This window comes from Pseudomonas sp. MWU12-2020 (assembly GCF_023100605.1).
Classification (GTDB): domain Bacteria; phylum Pseudomonadota; class Gammaproteobacteria; order Pseudomonadales; family Pseudomonadaceae; genus Aquipseudomonas; species Aquipseudomonas fluorescens_H.
In genome coordinates this window covers 165,418-182,566 of sequence record NZ_JALMEX010000011.1, presented here as the reverse complement: position 1 = coordinate 182,566, position 17,149 = coordinate 165,418, and the positions used below count along the sequence as shown (strand labels likewise).

15 protein-coding genes are annotated in these 17,149 nt (G+C 61.7%); 8 read left to right on the top strand and 7 right to left on the bottom strand.

Annotated elements, in window-relative coordinates; translation table 11 throughout:
• The first annotated feature begins 74 nt into the window (after positions 1-74).
• From folE2 to M0814_RS22810, 6 genes are read left to right on the top strand one after another with little or no spacing between them, the layout of a single operon-like run.
• The gene (gene folE2 / locus M0814_RS22835; RefSeq protein ID WP_103484027.1) at positions 75-971 is read left to right on the top strand and encodes a GTP cyclohydrolase FolE2; all 897 of its coding nucleotides are present in this window, start codon (positions 75-77) and stop codon (positions 969-971) included.
• The gene (locus M0814_RS22830) at positions 968-1,636 is read left to right on the top strand and encodes an ATP-binding cassette domain-containing protein (protein ID WP_003229712.1); all 669 of its coding nucleotides are present in this window, start codon (positions 968-970) and stop codon (positions 1,634-1,636) included. Before folE2 ends, M0814_RS22830 begins: the two co-directional genes overlap by 4 nt.
• Positions 1,636-2,502: a metal ABC transporter permease gene (locus M0814_RS22825; RefSeq protein WP_103484026.1), complete on the top strand. Its 867-nt coding sequence runs from the start codon at positions 1,636-1,638 to the stop codon at positions 2,500-2,502. The genes M0814_RS22830 and M0814_RS22825 overlap by 1 nt, the downstream gene beginning before the upstream one ends.
• 11 nt (positions 2,503-2,513) lie before the next feature.
• The gene (locus tag M0814_RS22820; RefSeq protein ID WP_103484025.1) at positions 2,514-3,389 is read left to right on the top strand and encodes a metal ABC transporter substrate-binding protein; all 876 of its coding nucleotides are present in this window, start codon (positions 2,514-2,516) and stop codon (positions 3,387-3,389) included.
• Positions 3,386-3,946: a DapH/DapD/GlmU-related protein gene (locus tag M0814_RS22815; RefSeq protein ID WP_103484024.1), complete on the top strand. Its 561-nt coding sequence runs from the start codon at positions 3,386-3,388 to the stop codon at positions 3,944-3,946. Before M0814_RS22820 ends, M0814_RS22815 begins: the two co-directional genes overlap by 4 nt.
• Positions 3,947-3,949: 3 nt before the next feature.
• The gene (locus tag M0814_RS22810) at positions 3,950-5,281 is read left to right on the top strand and encodes a dihydroorotase (RefSeq protein ID WP_103484023.1); all 1,332 of its coding nucleotides are present in this window, start codon (positions 3,950-3,952) and stop codon (positions 5,279-5,281) included.
• 94 nt (positions 5,282-5,375) lie between these two features.
• On the opposite strand, the gene M0814_RS22805 is transcribed toward M0814_RS22810, so the two are convergent.
• Positions 5,376-5,894 carry a DUF3617 domain-containing protein gene (locus M0814_RS22805; RefSeq protein ID WP_003229722.1) on the bottom strand — a complete coding sequence of 173 codons (519 nt, stop codon included), beginning with the start codon at positions 5,892-5,894 and terminating at the stop codon, positions 5,376-5,378.
• 131 nt (positions 5,895-6,025) lie between these two features.
• Here M0814_RS22805 and cls point away from each other — a divergent pair, with 131 nt between their 5' ends.
• Positions 6,026-7,465: a cardiolipin synthase gene (gene cls / locus M0814_RS22800; RefSeq protein WP_103484022.1), complete on the top strand. Its 1,440-nt coding sequence runs from the start codon at positions 6,026-6,028 to the stop codon at positions 7,463-7,465.
• Positions 7,466-7,509: 44 nt separating this feature from the next.
• Here cls and cfaB read toward each other — a convergent pair whose 3' ends face one another.
• From cfaB to M0814_RS22775, 5 genes are all read right to left on the bottom strand, one after another.
• Positions 7,510-8,697 (bottom strand): C17 cyclopropane fatty acid synthase CfaB, encoded by a 1,188-nt coding sequence (gene cfaB, locus M0814_RS22795; RefSeq protein WP_003229726.1) that lies wholly within the window; start codon positions 8,695-8,697, stop codon positions 7,510-7,512.
• 210 nt (positions 8,698-8,907) lie between these two features.
• Positions 8,908-10,815 carry a heavy metal translocating P-type ATPase gene (locus M0814_RS22790; RefSeq protein ID WP_103484021.1) on the bottom strand — a complete coding sequence of 636 codons (1,908 nt, stop codon included), beginning with the start codon at positions 10,813-10,815 and terminating at the stop codon, positions 8,908-8,910.
• Positions 10,812-11,873: a protease modulator HflK gene (locus tag M0814_RS22785; RefSeq protein WP_103484020.1), complete on the bottom strand. Its 1,062-nt coding sequence runs from the start codon at positions 11,871-11,873 to the stop codon at positions 10,812-10,814. The genes M0814_RS22790 and M0814_RS22785 overlap by 4 nt, the downstream gene beginning before the upstream one ends.
• The gene (locus tag M0814_RS22780; protein WP_003229732.1) at positions 11,870-12,913 is read right to left on the bottom strand and encodes a protease modulator HflC; all 1,044 of its coding nucleotides are present in this window, start codon (positions 12,911-12,913) and stop codon (positions 11,870-11,872) included. The genes M0814_RS22785 and M0814_RS22780 overlap by 4 nt, the downstream gene beginning before the upstream one ends.
• On the bottom strand, positions 12,910-14,871 hold the full coding sequence (locus M0814_RS22775; protein WP_103484041.1) for a protease modulator HflK: 1,962 nt from the start codon (positions 14,869-14,871) through the stop codon (positions 12,910-12,912). Before M0814_RS22775 ends, M0814_RS22780 begins: the two co-directional genes overlap by 4 nt.
• A 210-nt stretch (positions 14,872-15,081) precedes the next feature.
• On the opposite strand from M0814_RS22775, the gene lpdA reads away from it, so the two are divergent.
• A complete protein-coding gene (lpdA, locus tag M0814_RS22770) occupies positions 15,082-16,482 on the top strand; it encodes a dihydrolipoyl dehydrogenase (protein ID WP_103484019.1) in 1,401 nt (466 codons plus the stop codon).
• A gap of 96 nt (positions 16,483-16,578) precedes the next feature.
• Here the strand turns inward: lpdA and M0814_RS22765 are convergent, their stop codons facing one another.
• On the bottom strand, positions 16,579-17,052 hold the full coding sequence (locus tag M0814_RS22765) for an Lrp/AsnC family transcriptional regulator (RefSeq protein WP_045122687.1): 474 nt from the start codon (positions 17,050-17,052) through the stop codon (positions 16,579-16,581).
• Between the last annotated feature and the right edge of the window lie 97 nt (positions 17,053-17,149).

Genomic DNA, 17,149 nt, shown 5'->3' with positions numbered 1-17,149 from the left:
GTTCATGAAAAAGCTATCGTGATTTGAATTGTTATAATGTAACATTCAATTCAATCAACACGATGGTTCCGAACATGAATTCGCTGACACTTCCGGATATTGCGACTCAAGTCGCTCGCCAGGCGTTACCGCTTGACTGGGTGGGTATGTGCGGTATCGCTCTGCCTGTTCTGTTGGAAGGCCAACGTCTGAGCGCAAAAGCAGATGCAGGCGTCAGTCTCGAGGATGGCGAGGCGCGCGGTATTCACATGTCGCGGCTGTATCTGGCGCTGGCGGCACTTGAACGGCACAACCTCTCTCCAGCCTTGTTGCGCGAGGTACTCGATGATTTTCTGGTCAGTCACGAAGGTTTATCCGATAGCGCCTACCTGAACATCCATTGCGAAGTACTACTGAAAAGACCTGCGCTAGTCAGCCCTCTGGCCGGTTGGAAGAGCTATCCAGTGAGTATTTGTGCGAGCCTGAAAAGCAAAGTGTTCCACGTGGAACTGAAAATCGAAGTGCCTTACTCCTCAACTTGCCCCTGCTCAGCAGCGTTGGCGCGGCAGTTGATCCAGCAGCAATTCATCGATGATTTCGCCAACAAGCCACTGCAACATGCCGAAGTGTTGGCCTGGCTTGGATCGAGCCAAGGCATTGTCGCCACCCCGCACAGCCAACGCAGCACCGCGCAACTGCATATGCATCTGGACGAGTTCATCGATGAGCTACCCCTGAGCGTCATCATCAATGATGCCGAAGCGGCACTCGGCACCGCCGTACAAACCGCCGTGAAACGCGCCGACGAACAAGCCTTCGCTCTGGCCAATGGGCAAAACCTGATGTTCTGCGAAGACGCCGCGCGACGACTCAATCTGGCCCTGCGCCGCTCCCCCGGCGTCAGTGGTTTCCACCTGCGGGTAATCCACGCCGAAAGCCTGCACGCCCACGACGCTGTCGCGGAAAGCCACTGGCACCGAGAACTCGCATGATCCGTTGCCAAACCCTGACTTGGGGCGCACCCGGCCAACCACTGACTTCGCCACTGACGCTCTCGCTGGAACACGGCAGCCTCAGCGCCATCATCGGCGCCAACGGCTGCGGTAAAAGCAGCCTGCTGAAAGTCATCGCCGGATTGCAGAAGCCTTTATCCGGAAAAGTCGCACTGGGTGTTCCACGTCAGGGCGGCTTGGCGTTCCTGCCGCAACAGCAACACCTCGACCGACAGTTCCCCATCAGCCTCGAAGAACTGGTGGCCGCGGGTTTCTGGGGCCGCCGATTGTCGACGCAACTGCGCGCGCAACGACTCGCCAGCGCACTGGAAAACTGGCACTTGAGCGGATTGGAAAAGCGTCCGCTGATGGCCCTTTCCGGCGGCGAATTGCAACGCGCCCTGCTCGCCCGTTTGAGTTTGACCGACGCCCCGTTACTACTCCTCGACGAACCCCACGCTGCCCTCGATGAGCTGGGCCAGCAGTTACTCTGGCAACACCTCCACGCCTGGCATGCCGAAGGGCGAACACTGCTGGTGGTCTGCCACGACCTCGCCGCGGTACGCCAACACATCCCGCAGACGTTGCTGATCAAAAATCGTCAGTGCGTGTTCGGCCCCAGTGCCGAACTGATCCAGCAAACACCCAACACGCAGGTGGCCTGATGCTCACCGTCAGCCATCTCTGGCAACCGTTCATCGAGTTCGTGTTCATGCGCCGCGCACTGCTCGGCGGTCTGGTACTGGCCTGCAGCACGGCGCCGCTTGGCGTGTTTCTGATCCTGCGGCGCATGAGCCTGATCGGTGACGCCGTCGCCCACGGCATCCTCCCCGGTGCGGCGCTGGGCTTCTGGTTCGCCGGTCTGAGTCTGCCGGCACTGACACTCGGCGGCCTCGGCGCCGGCCTGGGCATGGCCGGTCTCGCCGCCTGGATCACCCGTCGCACCGGTCTGCGCGAAGACGCCAGCCTCGCCGCGATCTATCCGATCTCGCTCGCCAGCGGCGTGTTGATTCTAGGCATCGCCGGCAAGCGTCTCGACCTGTTGCACTTGCTGTTCGGCTCGGCACTCGCCGTCGACGGTCCGACCCTCAACGGCATGTTGTGGGTGTCGGGGCTGAGCGTGATCGCCATGACTCTGATCTACAAACCGCTGCTGCTGGACACCCTCGATCCGCTATTCCTGCAAACCGTCAGCCGTCTCGGTCCACTCGCCCACGGCGTGTTCCTGACCTTGGTGGTGCTCAATCTGGTGATCGGTTTCCAGGCCATCGGCGCCTTGATGGTGGTGGGTCTGATGATGCTGCCCGCCGCCGCTTCACGATTCTGGAGTCGGCGCCTGCCGAGCCTGATTGCCATCTCGGCGCTGATTGGCTGCCTCTCGGTGGGGTGCGGATTGTTGATCTCGTTCTACTACTCGCTGCCGAGCGGTCCGGCGATCGTGCTGGTCGCCGGCATCGGTTATTTGCTGTCCGTGGTGTTCGGACCGGTGCACGGTTTGCTGCGCCGCCCGCCTTTGCTCACATCCCAATGAGGTGTTTTCCGATGCGTGCTCTACTCGTGTTGTTCAGCCTGATGCTGTCGATGTCGTTGTCGGCGGCGGAAAAATTGCCGGTGGTCACCAGCTTCAGCATCCTCGCCGACATGGTTCATCAGGTGGGGGGCGAGCATATTCAGATCACCAATATGGTCGGCCCGGACGCCGATGCCCACACGTATGAACCGACGCCCGATGACGCCAAAGCGCTGCTCAAGGCCAGGCTGATCATCAAGAACGGCCTCGGTTTCGAACCATGGCTCGATCGCCTGGTGACCAGCACCGAGACCAAAGCCCCTGTCATCAGTGCCAGTCATGGCGTGATCCCACGCTCGCTGGATGAAGACGGCGAGAGCGTTCCCGACCCGCACGCCTGGCACAATCTGGCGAACACCGAGTTGTACATCGCCAACATCACCAAGGCGCTGATCGCCGCCGATCCGGCGAACAAGGCCGACTACCAGCGCAACAGCCAGGCCTATCTGAAACAGATCTACGCCCTGCTCGCCGAAGCCAAGGCCAAGCTCGGTTCACTGCCGCCGGGCAACCGCAAGATCGTCACCAGCCACGATGCCTTCGGTTATCTCGGTCAGGCCTACGGCATCGACTTCATGGCGCCGCAAGGTCTGTCCACCGAACGCGAGCCATCGGCCGCCGAAGTCGCCGCGTTGATTACCCAGATTCGTCAGGCCAAGGTCAAAGCGGTGTTCATGGAAAACATCAAGGACGCGCGCCTGCTCAAGCAGATCGCCGATGAAAGCGGCGCGCATATCGGCGGTACGTTGTACTCCGATGCCCTCGCCGCCAGCGGCCCGGCCAGCACCTTTACCGGGCTGTTCGAATATAACCTCAACACCCTTTACGACGCACTGAGCCAGCCATGATCCGCAAGAATCCTTCAGGCGATCTGCCGCAAATTGCCGAGTCAGCCTACGTCGACAAAACCGCGATCATCTGCGGCAAGGTGATCATCGGCGAGAACGTTTTCGTCGGCCCCTACGCGGTGATCCGCGCCGACGAAGTCGATGCTTCGGGAGCGATGGAGCCGATCACCATCGGTGCCAATTCGAATATTCAGGACGGCGTGGTGATCCACTCCAAATCCGGGGCGGCAGTGACCATCGGCGAGTTCAGCTCGATCGCTCACCGCTCGATCGTGCACGGTCCGTGCGTGGTTGGCGACCGCGTGTTCATCGGCTTCAACAGTGTGTTGTTCAATTGCGCGGTCGGTAATGGCTGCGTGGTGCGGCACAACTCGGTGGTCGATGGTCGCGATTTGCCGGACGCGTTCTACGTGCCCTCCACCACCCGCATCGGCCCCAACACCGACCTCTCGCAGTTCCCGCCGGTGAGTGTCAGCGCCTCGGAGTTTTCCGAAGACGTGGCGCGCACCAACGTCGATCTGGTGCGCGGTTACAAAGCCTTGCAGAACGAGTTCTGAACCATGAGCAGCGTGCTGATTCGCAACGCCAGACTGGTCAACGAAGGACGCGAGTTCGATGGTGATCTGTTGGTCAGCCATGGCCGCATCGTCAAGATCGCGCGCAGCATCGACGGTGAAACTGCGCGGGTGGAAATCGACGCCAACGGCCAATGGCTGTTGCCGGGGATGATCGATGACCAGGTGCATTTTCGCGAACCGGGGGCGCCGGAAAAGGGCTGCATTCACACCGAGTCTCGAGCGGCGGTGGCGGGCGGCATCACCAGTTTCATGGACATGCCCAACACCCGACCGGCCACCCTCACCCTCGAAGCACTGGCGGATAAAAAGCGTCGGGCGGCGATCAACTCTGTGGCCAACTACGGCTTTCACTTCGGTGTGAGCCGGGACAACCTCGACACCGTCGCCGCGCTCAACCCCTGCGAAGTGGCCGGGGTCAAAGTGTTCATGGGCGCGTCCACCGGCAACATGTTGGTGGACGATCCGAGGACTCTCGAGCGTTTATTCGCCGAAGTGCCGACGATTCTGCTGGCCCACTGTGAACACACGCCGAGCATCGAGGCCAACGCAGCGCGACTGCGTGCGCGCCTGGGTGAGCACCTGCCGGCCAATATCCATGCCTTGATTCGCGATGCCGAGGCTTGCTACCGCTCTTCTTCACTGGCGGTGGAACTGGCCAGACGTCACGGCACTCGCCTGCACGTTTTACACCTGACCACCGCCCGCGAGCTGGCGTTGTTCGAAGACAAACCACTCGCGCAAAAACACATCACTGCTGAAGTCTGCCTGCATCACCTGCTGTTCGATGAAAGCGACTATCCAGCCCTCGGCAACCTGATCAAATGCAACCCGGCGATCAAGACCCGAGCCGACCGCGATGCCTTGCGCGCGGCGCTGCTGAGCAATCGACTGGACGTGATCGGCAGCGATCACGCGCCACATACCTGGGCGGAAAAACAGCGCCCATATGCCGAGGCGCCGTCCGGTTTGCCGCTGGTGCAACACGCTTTGCCGGCGCTATTGGAACTGGTGGCCGATGGCGTGCTGCCGATCACCACGCTGGTGGCGAAGACCAGCCATCGGGTGGCGGATCTGTTTGCGATTCCGGATCGAGGTTATTTGCGGGAGGGGTATTGGGCGGATCTGGTGCTGGTTGAGCCAGCGGCTCTGGAAGTCTCGCGGCAACCGATCCTGTCGCAGTGCGGGTGGACGCCGTTTGCTGACAAGACTTTCCGCTATCGGGTGAATACGACGTTGGTGTCGGGGCAGATTGCCTGGCGCGAGCAGCGTATCAACGAAGGATGTCAGGGCCTGCCGCTGCGGTTTATGCGCTGAATGATCAGGTGTCTGACAGGAAGTCTTCGCGAGCAGGCTCGCTCCCACAAGGAATCGCACTGGCCCTGTGGGAGCGAGCCTGCTCGCGAAGCTTTTAAGCTCTTGGCTTCACGGTGCCGCAATCCTGACCCAACCACACCGCGCGGGTTTCCAGGCTGCCCTTCTGGTTGATCCCGATGGCGTTGAACGTACCGTTGGCCACGGTGGTGAACTCACGATCACTGACAAACGTCGCGACACCGGTGCCTTGCGCTTTCGGGCAACTGAAGCGGAATTTCCACTGGTTACCGGTGCGCTCGGTGATCTGCTGTTTGCAGCCCGACTGCGGATCGGCCAGCGGAATATCGTTGGTCGCCACTTGCTGCGGTGTCAGGCAGGCACGGATGCCCTTGCCACCGATGTTGATTCCGTTCTTTTCCAGCGCCGCGCGCTGTTGCGGCGTCATCTGGCCTTGCAACTGACCGAGGATCGACTGCACATCCATTGGCTGGTCATCGACCTTGACGTTGCTCGAGGTCATTTCCCATAGCCCCGGCTGCAGCATTTGTGCCTGCGCAATCACTGGCATTGCCAAACCCAGGCCCAGTGCCAAACCCAGCAGACGAACGTTCATCGAAAAACTCCTGATCAGTAGTGGCCGTTAGACGCCGGCCGATTGCTTCGGTTCATGCGCCAATTAAATAGCGACAATCGCCTCGGAACATGGTCTGTTACGCATTGAATCTTCAGGAGCAAGGTTGCCCCATGGATTATTTTGGACCGCACATTTTCGGTTATCTGATCGCTCTTATACATAGCCTCGGCTTGATCGCCGCGATCCACGCGGTGCTGACGGTACGCACCGCCCAAGGCTCGATCGCCTGGGCATTGTCGCTTATTTTCATTCCTTATCTGACCCTCATCCCCTACCTGGTGTTCGGCCGCAGCACTTTCGACGGATACATCAAGGCGCGCCGTCAGGCCAACGAACAGATGCGCCAGGCGATATCCGAGCTGAACTGGCGCCCGTGGGTGGAAGAAGCGCTCACCGCCCGCGCGTCGAAAGCCTATGCCTCCCTACGTGCCATGCCCAAGCTGGGGCGCATGCCGTGCCTGGCAAACAACGAAGTGCAGCTGCTGGTGAATGGACACGCCACCTTCGAGGCGATTTTCCAGGCAATCGATCAAGCACGCGAAGCCGTACTGATCCAGTTTTTCATCATCCATGACGACCGCCTCGGACAGCGCCTGCGCGACCTGTTGCTGAAGAAAGCGGCTGAGGGCGTGGCGATTCATCTGCTCTACGACCGCATCGGCAGCCACGCCCTGCCCCACAGTTATGTGCAGGCGCTGCGCGATGGCGGTATCGAGGTCAAAGCCTTCGCCACGCGCAGCGGCTGGCTCAATCGCTTCCAGGTAAACTTCCGTAACCACCGCAAAATCGTCGTGGTCGATGGCGTACTCGGCTTTGTCGGCGGGCATAACGTCGGCGATGAATACATGGGCGAGAAGCCGCCACTGGCGCCATGGCGCGACACCCACGTGCAAGTGCGTGGGCCGGTGGTGGCCTGCATGCAGGAGTCGTTTGCCGAGGATTGGTTCTGGGCCGCGCGCACGTTGCCGCCGCTGATCCTGCCGGACGTTTACCCGGAGGACGGCGTGCTCTGCCAGTTGCTGGCAAGCGGCCCGGCCGATGCCTACGAAACCTGTTCGCTGTTCTTCGTCGAAGCAATCCACGCCGCGACCGAGCGGGTGTGGATCACCAGTCCTTACTTCATTCCCGATGAGGCCGTCTTCGCCGCGTTGCGCCTGGCGGTACTGCGCGGCGTCGATGTGCGCCTGCTGCTGCCATCGCGCCCCGATCACCGCATCGTCTACGCCGCTTCCAGCCTCTATGCGTTCGAAGCGGTGCGCGCCGGCGTGCGGGTGTTCCGCTACGAGCCGGGGTTCCTGCATCAGAAAGTGGTGTTGATCGACAGCGAGATCAGCGCCATCGGCAGCGCCAATCTGGACAACCGCTCATTCCGGCTGAATTTCGAAGTGATGCTGCTGACCGTCGACTGCGAGTTCGCTGCCAGCGTAGAACAGATGCTCAACGATGACTTCGAGCAGGCTTACGAAGTCGCCAAAGAAGAGAGCCGGGAAGTCCACCGCCTGCAACAGCTCGGCATGCGGATCGCCCGGCTCATCTCACCGATTCTCTAGCAAGTCCCATCACCCTCTCCGAGCGAGAGGGCATGGTTCAGGCATCAAGGGTGGTAGATGTCGTCGCGAGTCCAGGGCAGTTCATGGCTGCCATCCGGATGCGCCTTCACCGCGAGAATCTGGTGCAGGTTGATCCAGCCACGCGCGAACGCGTAGGCACACCCGGCCAGATACAGCCGCCAGATGCGCAACGCCTGATCCGGCACCAGTTTCCCGGCGGCTTCGAGGTTGTCCTCCAGGCGCTCGCTCCAATGGTCGAGTGTGCGCGCGTAGTGCAAACGCAGGCTTTCGACGTCTACGATCTCTAGCCCGGCTTCACTGATCTCGGCCGAGATCATCGCCAGGTGCGGCAGCTCGCCGTTGGGGAACACGTATTTCTCGATGAAGTCGCCGGCGCCGCGGCCTACCGGACGGCCATCGGTGTGTTTAGCGGTGATGCCGTGGTTCATCACCAGACCGCCCTCCTTCACCGCGCCGAACAGGACCTTGCAGTATTCAGCGAGGTTGGCGTGGCCGACGTGTTCGAACATGCCGACGCTGACGACCTTGTCGAAACGCCCGTCCTGCGGCAGATCGCGATAGTCGAGCAATTGCAGTTCGACCTGGTCTTCCAGGCCCTCGGCCTTGACGCGCTCGCGAGCCAGTTCCAGCTGTTCCTTGCTCAGGGTGATGCCGAACACCTTGGCGCCGAATTCACGCGCCGCGTAACGGGCCAGACCGCCCCAGCCACAACCCACGTCCAGCAGGTAATCACCCGGCTGCAAACGCAGCTTGCGACACAGATGCCGGAACTTGGCTTGTTGTGCCTGTTCGAGGGTTTCACTGCCGGTTTCGAAATACGCGCAGGAATACGCCATGTCGCTGTCCAGCCACAACTGGTAGAACGCGTTGGACAGGTCGTAGTGATAGGAAATGGCCTTGGCGTCGGTTTCCTTGTCGTGCACCGAACGCACAGGCTGTGCATCATCGTCCTCATTGAGCAAGGCGCTGCTCAATTCGTCGCAGACCCGGATGACCTCGCTGATCGAGCCTTCCAGCTCAAGCTTGCCTTCGACAAACGCCGCCCCCAGCGCGTCGAGACTTGGATGCGTGAGCTGGCTGACCATCTGCGGGTCCTTGACCACGATGGTAACGCTGGGCGCCGGACCCAGATTGAACTCATGGCCGTCCCAGAGCCGCAGGCGAAGCGGAAGCTGCAGATTCTGTAAGGCTGGTGGAAGTTGCGCGAGCATGGAAAATCCCCCTTGTTTCAGACGTCAGATCTGAGGGTAGACCATCCTTGAAAAATAGCAGGCTATCGATTTAATTAGCCGACACTATCGTTCCAGACGCTCCAACATGCCGTCATGCACTCACTGTTTCAGCCCAGATAACGGCAAAGAAGTGTGCGCCCTCTTCCATAGATGACTGTCTATCCGGCGCACAGTTCGATGAAACCCGCTTCAGTGATCATCCTTGAGTTTGAGCAATGGCTCCTGAAACCGCAGCAAACGCCCGGCATTGCCCAACACCAGTAGCGTACTGAGATTGTGCAATAGCGCGGCAATCATTGCCCCCGCCGCGCCGAGCCAACCGAATGCCGCAAACACCACGATCGCCAGGGTCCAGCCCAGACCGATGATCACATTGACCTGCAAGGTCCGCCGGCACTGGCGACTGAGCCGTACACAGGTGCCGAGGCGGCGCAGGTCGCTGCCGATCAACACGATATCTGCCGAGGCCAGCGCAATGTCGGCACCGCCGGCGCCCATCGCCACGCCGACCACGCCGGCCTTGAGCGCCAGCGAATCATTGATGCCGTCACCCACCACCATCGGCCGGAAACCGTTGTCGATTTCCTTGAGCACGCGGTTGAGTTTGTCCTCGGGCAGCGCTTGGGCTTCCACCTCTTGCAGGCCGACTTCGCGGGCCAGTGTCTGGGCGACACTCTGGCGATCGCCGGTCAGCAGCAGTTGGCGACCCAGACCCAGTTCACGCAATTCATTGAGGGCAAAGCGGGCTTCCGGTTTGACGCTATCGGCCAACAACAACCAGGCAACAAACTCGCCATTCAGCGCCAACCCGGCGATCGGCCCATCGTGCTCGGGAACGGTCGTCGTGACGATGCCCAGTTGCGCAAACAGTTCGGGACGCCCCAGCGCCGCCTCGCCTTGCGCGGTCATGGCCACGACCCCGAGGCCCTGACGCTCGTGAATGTCCGTCAGCGGCAGGCTCTGCTCCTGACTGACCAGCCCCGCCAGTGCCCGGCTGACCGGGTGACTGCTGGCCGCGCCAAGACTGGCCGCCAACGCCATGACCGCGGACTGTTGCAGACGCGGGCTGTTGATCGATTGCAGACGCAAGGTGCCGTAAGTCAGGGTGCCGGTTTTGTCGACCACCAACGAGGTGAGGTCCGCCAGTTCTTCGAGAAACGCCGAACTGCGGATCAGAATGCCGTGGCGCGCCGCCACCGCCACTCCGGCAATCGCCGTGGCCGGTGCCGACAGCACCAAGGCACAGGGACAGGCCGCCACCAGCACCGCGAGCATCGCTTGCGCGTCATTAGTGACAAACCAGGTCACCGCCGCCAACAGCAACACCAGCACCATGTAGCTGCCGGCATAACGTTCAAGCAGGCGGGTGATCGGTGGCTTCGAGCGTTCGGCGTTCTGCATCAGCGCGATGACTTTGCCCAGCGTCGATTGATCGCCGGTACGGGTCACCTCAATGCGCAGCAAGCCGTCGAGGTTGATCGCCCCGCCAAACACCGTCATGCCCACCGCCGTTTCTACCGGAACCGATTCGCCGGTGATCGACGCCGTGTCGAGGCTGGCCTGACCGAACAGCACTCGGCCATCCGCCGGCACCCGATCTCCTGCACGCACCTCGACCGTATCGCCGGGTTTGAGCGTGCCGTTATCGACTTCGATGATCGAGCCATCCGCCTGAATCTTGCGCGCGTGGCTGCGGGTCAATTGGCCGAGAGCATGAATCGCTTCCTGCGAGCCGATCACGCTGCGCTCTTCCAGCACATGGCCGAAGATCATGATGATTGGCAGCAACGCCGCCGTCAGCAGATCGCCGGTCGCCCACGCACCGAGCATCGCCAGAGCAATCAGTTGATCGGTGATGCCGTGCAGGCTTGGATAACGCAGGCTGTACCACGCCGAGCGCATCACCGGCACCGCCACTAATAAGGAGGCGAAACCGAGCAGCAACTGACTGACACCGGTTTGCTCCGGCACCAGCCAACGCCAGATCAGACCGAGGCCGAGCAAGCCAAGGGCGAGCATCGCCAGGGTCAGTTGCCGTGCAGCGCGGCGTTGTTCGGCCGAGGACAACAGGCTCGGTGCGGCTGTGGTCGCGGTCATTTACTGGCTCCCTGAATGATCAGGCGGGAATCGTCTTTCGGATCGACCGTGGTCACGGAACCGGCCTGCCCGAGAATCTTCGGCATACGTTCGCGGTACAGCCGCAGCAGCATCTGCGGGTCGGTGCCCTGCTGCTGCGCCTTGGCCAGGCTCAGCACCGTGGCGGTGTCGGCCGACGCCTTCGCCAGCCGCTCACCGGCCTGCGCATGGGCCACTTGCAGGGTGCGGTCAGCTTGCTCGTTGGCGGTCTGGGTGAGCTTTTCCGCCTCGGTGCGTGCATTGGCGACGGCTTTGTCGGCTTGTTGGCTGGCGGTCAAAACGGCATTGAACGCGCTGACGGCCGGGTCGGGCAGACTCGATTGAACATCAACCCGCGCCACTTCGATGCCGATGCCCTGCCCGCTCGCCTTCAATTCAGCCAGACGCTTGTTGATGCCTTGCACCAGATCACCGCGCAAGCGTTCGCGGCGCTCGGCGGCCTGATTGTCGGCACCGATCAATTCCGGTCGAGCGACCAGAATCGTATCCAGATCCCGTGCGGCGGTCAGGGCCACAGCGCTGCGCGTGACCAGCCGATCCAGTGCCGGCAGCACATGGTCGCCCTGCAGCACGAAGTCATAGGGATCGGTGACTTTGTAAAACACCCGCACATCCAGTTGCACCACGCCGGCGTCGCCGGTCAGCAAATAGCCGGAACCGGCCAGCGCATCACTCAAGGGTGTGGCGAAAGTCGCAACGCGATCAGCCTTGATCGCCTCACTGCTGCGCAGCAGATTCTCCACTCGGCGCTCAATCACCCGATCCGCCGCTGGCAGCAAAACCACTTGCTCGAACGGCTGCGGCCAGGCCAACAACAGGCCGGCATTCTGGATGCGCTGCAGTGCGCCAAAGTGCAGAACCACCGCGCGATTCTGCGGATCAATCTGCCGCACATTGGAAAACGCCCACGCCAAGGCGGCCAGTACGGTCACTGCGTACAAGGCGAAAAACGCCAGGCGTCCGGCCTGAATCCACGGACTGCTCAGCGAATGTGTTCCACGTGGAACTTCATCACTCATGGCTGCGATCCGGATTTGTTTTCAACATTCGGCGGACCGTCCACCAGCACACGGAATGGCGCGGCATCGGTGCGCAGGATCAGCTTGGTATCCGGCGTCACGATGGTGCCCAAGGTATCGAGCGAGCGCAGCAAGTTGTATAGCTGCGGCGAGCCAGCGTAGGCGCGTCCATAAATCTGCGCGGCTTCGACTCGCGACTGCGCTTCGATTTCTGCCGCTTTCACCGTGGCATCGGCCTGCACAATTCGCGCATCGCGCTCGGCAGCAGAACGAATCTGCGCGGCTTCACGCTTGCCGATGGCGGTGCGCTCGGTGGCGATTGTTTCACGCTCGGCGCGCATCCGATCAACCGTGGCCGTGAGCGTGACCGAAGGCAAGGTCAGGCGTTCGATGCCCACCTGCACCACGCGCACACCGTAAGTGGCGAGCAACTGTTGGTCGATTTGCTGACGCAGTTGCGCTTCGAAATCGGCAATACGCACTTTGCTGGCATCGGTGTTCACCAGATCTGCCAGGTCGAAACTGCTGGCGGTGGTCTCCAGCGCCGAACCGACAAAGGTGCGAATCTGCCGTGCCGCTTCGTCCGGCTGGTTCTGCACCGCGCGCATGAAACGCTGCACATTGTCCGGGTCGCCCTGCACCTGCCACGCCACGTAGGCCTGAATGATGATGCGCAAACCATCGCGGGTGCCGACATCCTGCAAACCACTGGAGGTGGTACGCAGGCGCAGGTCCACCGGGATCGCCGCCTCGAACGGTGCCGGCCAGCGCCAGCTCAAACCGGGATCAAGCAACACTCGCGACGGATTGCCGAAACGGGTGATAACGGTCGCCTCGCCCGAGCGCACCTGCACCAGGCTTGCCGCAGCGATGGCAAACGCCACCAGCAACAGCGCCCAGCCCATCCGCCGCCACGGGAACGGCCCCGCCTCTTCCGGCGCACCGTGGTGATGGTGATGATGCCCATGATGATGGTGGCCGGCATGACCGTGTTCGTGGCCGCTGTGGTCATGGGAATCGTGAGTGTGCGACTGGCTCAAGGGGCAACTCCTGGTTGAGCGGGGGTGCGCGCGGGCGTCGGATCAGCCGGCAGCGTGAACGTACGCAGGTCGATGGTCGGCGCATTGCTGCTGCCGCCTAAACGGTGGTCGAGTACCAGCAGTTTGGCCTTGCTCAGGCCGAGGCTGAGCTGACTCAGATATTGTTCCAGCACGAATGCCTGGCCGGCGCTGGCGTAGGCTTTCTGTTCAGCGCTGAACTTCAGATCCGCCGCCTGCGCTGTGGCGTTGATTTCACGGGCGCTGGCACTGGCCTGATCGCGGGCGAGACTGGCCTGCAATTGCGCCTGATTACTGGCTTCGGCCGCCGCGCCACGCTCACGGGAGATCAACGCCTGCGCGCCGATCTGCGCCGCTTGCACGCTGTGGTAAGCATTGGCAGCACCGGCTGGCGGGTGAATCGCTTCCACCACCGTGGCGAGGATCTCTACGCCGCTGTTGAGTTGCTGCAGATCGTTTTGCACCGCGCGGCCGATTTCCTCGCCCAGCCCTACCCGGTCGGCACCGAGCAAACCGTCGAGGGTGCGCGAGGCAAAATCGTGAACCAGAATCCGGCTCGCGGTGCTGCGGATCAGCGTCGGTACATCGGCATTGTTGTAGGTAGCCGCCAAGGCATCCTGATCCCGCAGGCCGATGCGATAGACGAAGCGCACGTCCATGTTGACGATCTGAAAGCTCTGCTGATCGCCACGGCTGCTGGCGATCACCTGGGATTTGTCGTTGACGTGGCTGGCATCCCACAAACGGTTGGCGGTCATCGGCGCCGGGCCTTCGGCTGGCTCGGCCTGGGTCGGCGCAGGCGCATCGCCGACGCTGGTTGCCAACTCGTGCACCACGCCGTTCTCGACGCTCAATACACGGCCCAACGGCCACGGCAACCCAGCGTGCAATCCGGGGCCGAATCCTTGCAGCGGTTTGCCGAAACGCTCGTAGATACCGCGCCCTTGCAGCGGGATTTCGTGGATCCCGGTCAGCATCCAGCCGACGGCAGCGACCAGCGCCAGCACCGGCAGAAAGGCGCGGCGCATGTAGCTGAACGCCCAGATCTGACGCAGATCGATGCCGAAACGATTGTGCAATTCGTGCTGCAAGGCCAGCAGCGGCTGCGGCGGCCAGCGCAGCATGTCAGCGACAAAACTGCGTGCCAGCAGGGTCGGTTCGAGCTGCTCGCGACGGGGACTGAACACCGACAGGACTGCGCGCAATAGCAACTCGATCGCGACCAGTCCCGGCAAGATTCCAATCAATACCGCAAGGCGCACGGGCCACACCGAAGCGTCGCTGGCGAACAACAGGCACAACGCGCCCAGCACCAGACTGATGATCGCCACCCGCGCCAATTGTGCGAGGTTTCCGGCTTCCGGCCATTGCGCCGGGTTTTCCTGAGCCAGTTGCCGCTCCAGCACCAGCAAGCCGAAACCCAACAGCAACATCAGCGCTGCGCCCACCGTGGCCGACAAACCGACGGTCGCGGCCGGCAACGCGAGATTCCACACCTGTTCAATGCTGAGCACTATCAGCACTGACCAGCCACCCAGCCACAACGCGGCCGCGCCGATCTGACCGAGCAGGTGCAGGCCGCGCTGACCCAAATGCTCCAGCAGCCGTTCGTACCAGCCATCAGGGGCCGTTTGCTCGACCTCGTTCAGCGGTTCTTGCGCCACCGGGTGCATGACCCGCGCGCGCCATTGCGTCACCCACCACGCCGACTGCAGGCCAGCGACCAGCACCAGCAACGCCGCGCCCAGATTCATCAGCAACGCCGGCCATATCGATTGCGCGGCAAACAGCTCGACAAACAGCGCCAGCACCCACCCTGCCCCGGCCAAGGCGCCGAGACCGATGGCCAGACGACGCAATCGCCGCCCCTGTGTGGCCGCTTGTTGAAAGCGCGGCAACCCGGTCACTTGCGTGCCATCGACATCCAGATCGACTTGCATATCACCCCAAAGCCATTGGTTCATTCGCCCATTCGTTACGATATAACGAAAAGCGTGAAATATTCGTACACAAATGCACTTATCTAAAGATGTCCAACCTGTCGCTTGCCTGAAGCCTTGACCGAAATGTCCGGAAATGCACATATTACGTACGTAATTTTATTCGACTACTACTTTTAGCGATCCGCATTCCCAACCAGGAGTAACAGCATGAGCAACTATGACGTGGTGATTCTGGGCGGCGGCCCCGGTGGTTATAACGCAGCGATCCGCGCTGGCCAGTTGGGCCTGAAGGCAGCCTGCGTGGAAGGCCGCGCCACCCTCGGCGGCACTTGCCTGAACGTCGGTTGCATGCCATCCAAGGCCTTGCTGCATGCTTCGGAGCTGTACGACGCGGCCATGGGTACCGAATTCGCCAACCTCGGGATCGAGGTCAAACCCACGCTCAACCTCGCGCAAATGATGAAACAGAAAGACGAGAGCGTGAGCGGCCTGACCAAAGGCATCGAGTTTCTGTTTCGCAAAAACAAGGTCGACTGGATCAAGGGCTGGGGCCACATCAATGGCCCGGGCAAAGTCACGGTGAGCGACGATCAAGGCAACAAGACCGAGCTGAGCGCCAAGAACATCATCATCGCCACCGGCTCCGAACCCACGCCCCTGCCCGGCGTCGAGATCGACAATCGGCGCATCCTCGACTCCACCGGCGCGCTGTCGCTGAGCGAAGTGCCCAAGCATCTGGTGGTGATTGGCGCCGGGGTGATCGGCCTGGAGCTGGGCTCGGTCTGGCGCCGTCTCGGTGCCCAGGTGACCGTGGTCGAATACCTTGACCGCATCTGCCCCGGCGTCGATGGCGAGGCCGGCAAAACCCTGCAGCGTTCACTGAGCAAGCAAGGCATCAGCTTCAAGTTGAGTTCGAAGGTCACCAGCGCCACGACTTCGGCCAGCGGCGTACAGCTCAGCGTCGAACCTGCAGCGGGTGGCAGCGCCGAGTTACTGGAAGCCGACTACGTGCTGGTCGCCATCGGCCGGCGCCCGTACACCAAAGGCCTGGGCCTGGAGAACGTCGGCCTGAGCACCGACAAGCGCGGCATGCTCGCCAACCGCCAGCACCGCACCGAAGCCTCCGGCGTGTGGGTGATCGGCGACGTGACATCCGGCCCGATGCTCGCGCACAAGGCCGAAGACGAAGCGATGGCCTGCGTGGAACAAATTGTCGGCAAGGCCGGCGAGGTCAACTACGACCTGATTCCCAACGTCATCTACACCCGCCCGGAACTGGCCAGCGTCGGCAAGACCGAAGAGCAGCTCAAGGCCGAAGGACGCGCCTACAAGGTCGGCAAGTTCCCGTTCACCGCCAACAGCCGGGCGAAGATCAACCACGAGACCGAAGGCTTCGCCAAGGTCCTTGCCGACGAACGCACGGACGAAATCCTCGGCGTGCACCTGGTCGGCCCGAGCGTTAGCGAAATGATCGGTGAGTACTGCGTGGCCATGGAATTCAGTGCCTCGGCCGAAGACATCGCGCTGACCTGCCATCCGCACCCGACCCGCTCCGAGGCGCTGCGTCAGGCGGCAATGAATGTGGAAGGAATGGCAACACAGATGTAACCGTCGACCGGCAATCTTTTCGCGAGCAGGCTCGCTCCCACATTCGATCGCATTCCAATGTGGGAGCGAGCCTGCTCGCGAAAGGAGCAACCCGCTCTACAGCGGAAGATGCCCCAACGGCAACGCCCCCGGGGTCTTCACCGTGTGAATCGCAAAGTTGCTGCGAATGTCACTCACCCCCGGCAGCTTCAGCAGGCAGCCGCTGAGAAAGCGGTCATACGCGCGCAAGTCCGGCACCACCACCTGCAACAGAAAATCCGACTCCCCCGACACCAGAAACGCCGAGATCACCTCCGGCAACGCCGTCACCGCCGCATAAAAGGCTTCGGCCTGTTCATCGTTGTGGCGCTCGACCTTGACCCCGACAAATACCGTCAGCCCCAGTCCCACTTCATCGCGATCGAGGTTGGCCTGATAGCCGCGAATCACCCCGGCCTCCTCCAGCATCCGCACTCGGCGCAGGCACGGTGACGCCGACAGGCCGATCTCGTCCGCCAGCTCGACGTTGCTCAGGCGTCCGTCCCGTTGCAGGGCGGCGAGAATCTTGCGATCGAAGGCGTCGAGTTTCATGTTTGGCAGATCCTGATGGTCAGATCGAAAAAAGAAAGCAGGTTATGCCAATACTGGCCCATTTTGAAGCCGACTACGCAAGCACCTGCCCCACCCT

Coding starts and splice junctions, on each gene's coding strand:
- M0814_RS22810 (WP_103484023.1), top strand. CDS start 3,950: ATGAGCAGCGTGCTGATTCGCAACGCCAGACTGGTCAACGAAGGACGC.
- M0814_RS22825 (WP_103484026.1), top strand. CDS start 1,636: ATGCTCACCGTCAGCCATCTCTGGCAACCGTTCATCGAGTTCGTGTTC.
- lpdA (WP_103484019.1), top strand. CDS start 15,082: ATGAGCAACTATGACGTGGTGATTCTGGGCGGCGGCCCCGGTGGTTAT.
- M0814_RS22785 (WP_103484020.1), bottom strand. CDS start 11,873: ATGAGTGATGAAGTTCCACGTGGAACACATTCGCTGAGCAGTCCGTGG.
- M0814_RS22775 (WP_103484041.1), bottom strand. CDS start 14,871: ATGCAAGTCGATCTGGATGTCGATGGCACGCAAGTGACCGGGTTGCCG.
- M0814_RS22805 (WP_003229722.1), bottom strand. CDS start 5,894: ATGAACGTTCGTCTGCTGGGTTTGGCACTGGGCCTGGGTTTGGCAATG.
- M0814_RS22830 (WP_003229712.1), top strand. CDS start 968: ATGATCCGTTGCCAAACCCTGACTTGGGGCGCACCCGGCCAACCACTG.
- folE2 (WP_103484027.1), top strand. CDS start 75: ATGAATTCGCTGACACTTCCGGATATTGCGACTCAAGTCGCTCGCCAG.
- M0814_RS22815 (WP_103484024.1), top strand. CDS start 3,386: ATGATCCGCAAGAATCCTTCAGGCGATCTGCCGCAAATTGCCGAGTCA.
- M0814_RS22790 (WP_103484021.1), bottom strand. CDS start 10,815: ATGACCGCGACCACAGCCGCACCGAGCCTGTTGTCCTCGGCCGAACAA.
- M0814_RS22765 (WP_045122687.1), bottom strand. CDS start 17,052: ATGAAACTCGACGCCTTCGATCGCAAGATTCTCGCCGCCCTGCAACGG.
- cfaB (WP_003229726.1), bottom strand. CDS start 8,697: ATGCTCGCGCAACTTCCACCAGCCTTACAGAATCTGCAGCTTCCGCTT.
- M0814_RS22820 (WP_103484025.1), top strand. CDS start 2,514: ATGCGTGCTCTACTCGTGTTGTTCAGCCTGATGCTGTCGATGTCGTTG.
- cls (WP_103484022.1), top strand. CDS start 6,026: ATGGATTATTTTGGACCGCACATTTTCGGTTATCTGATCGCTCTTATA.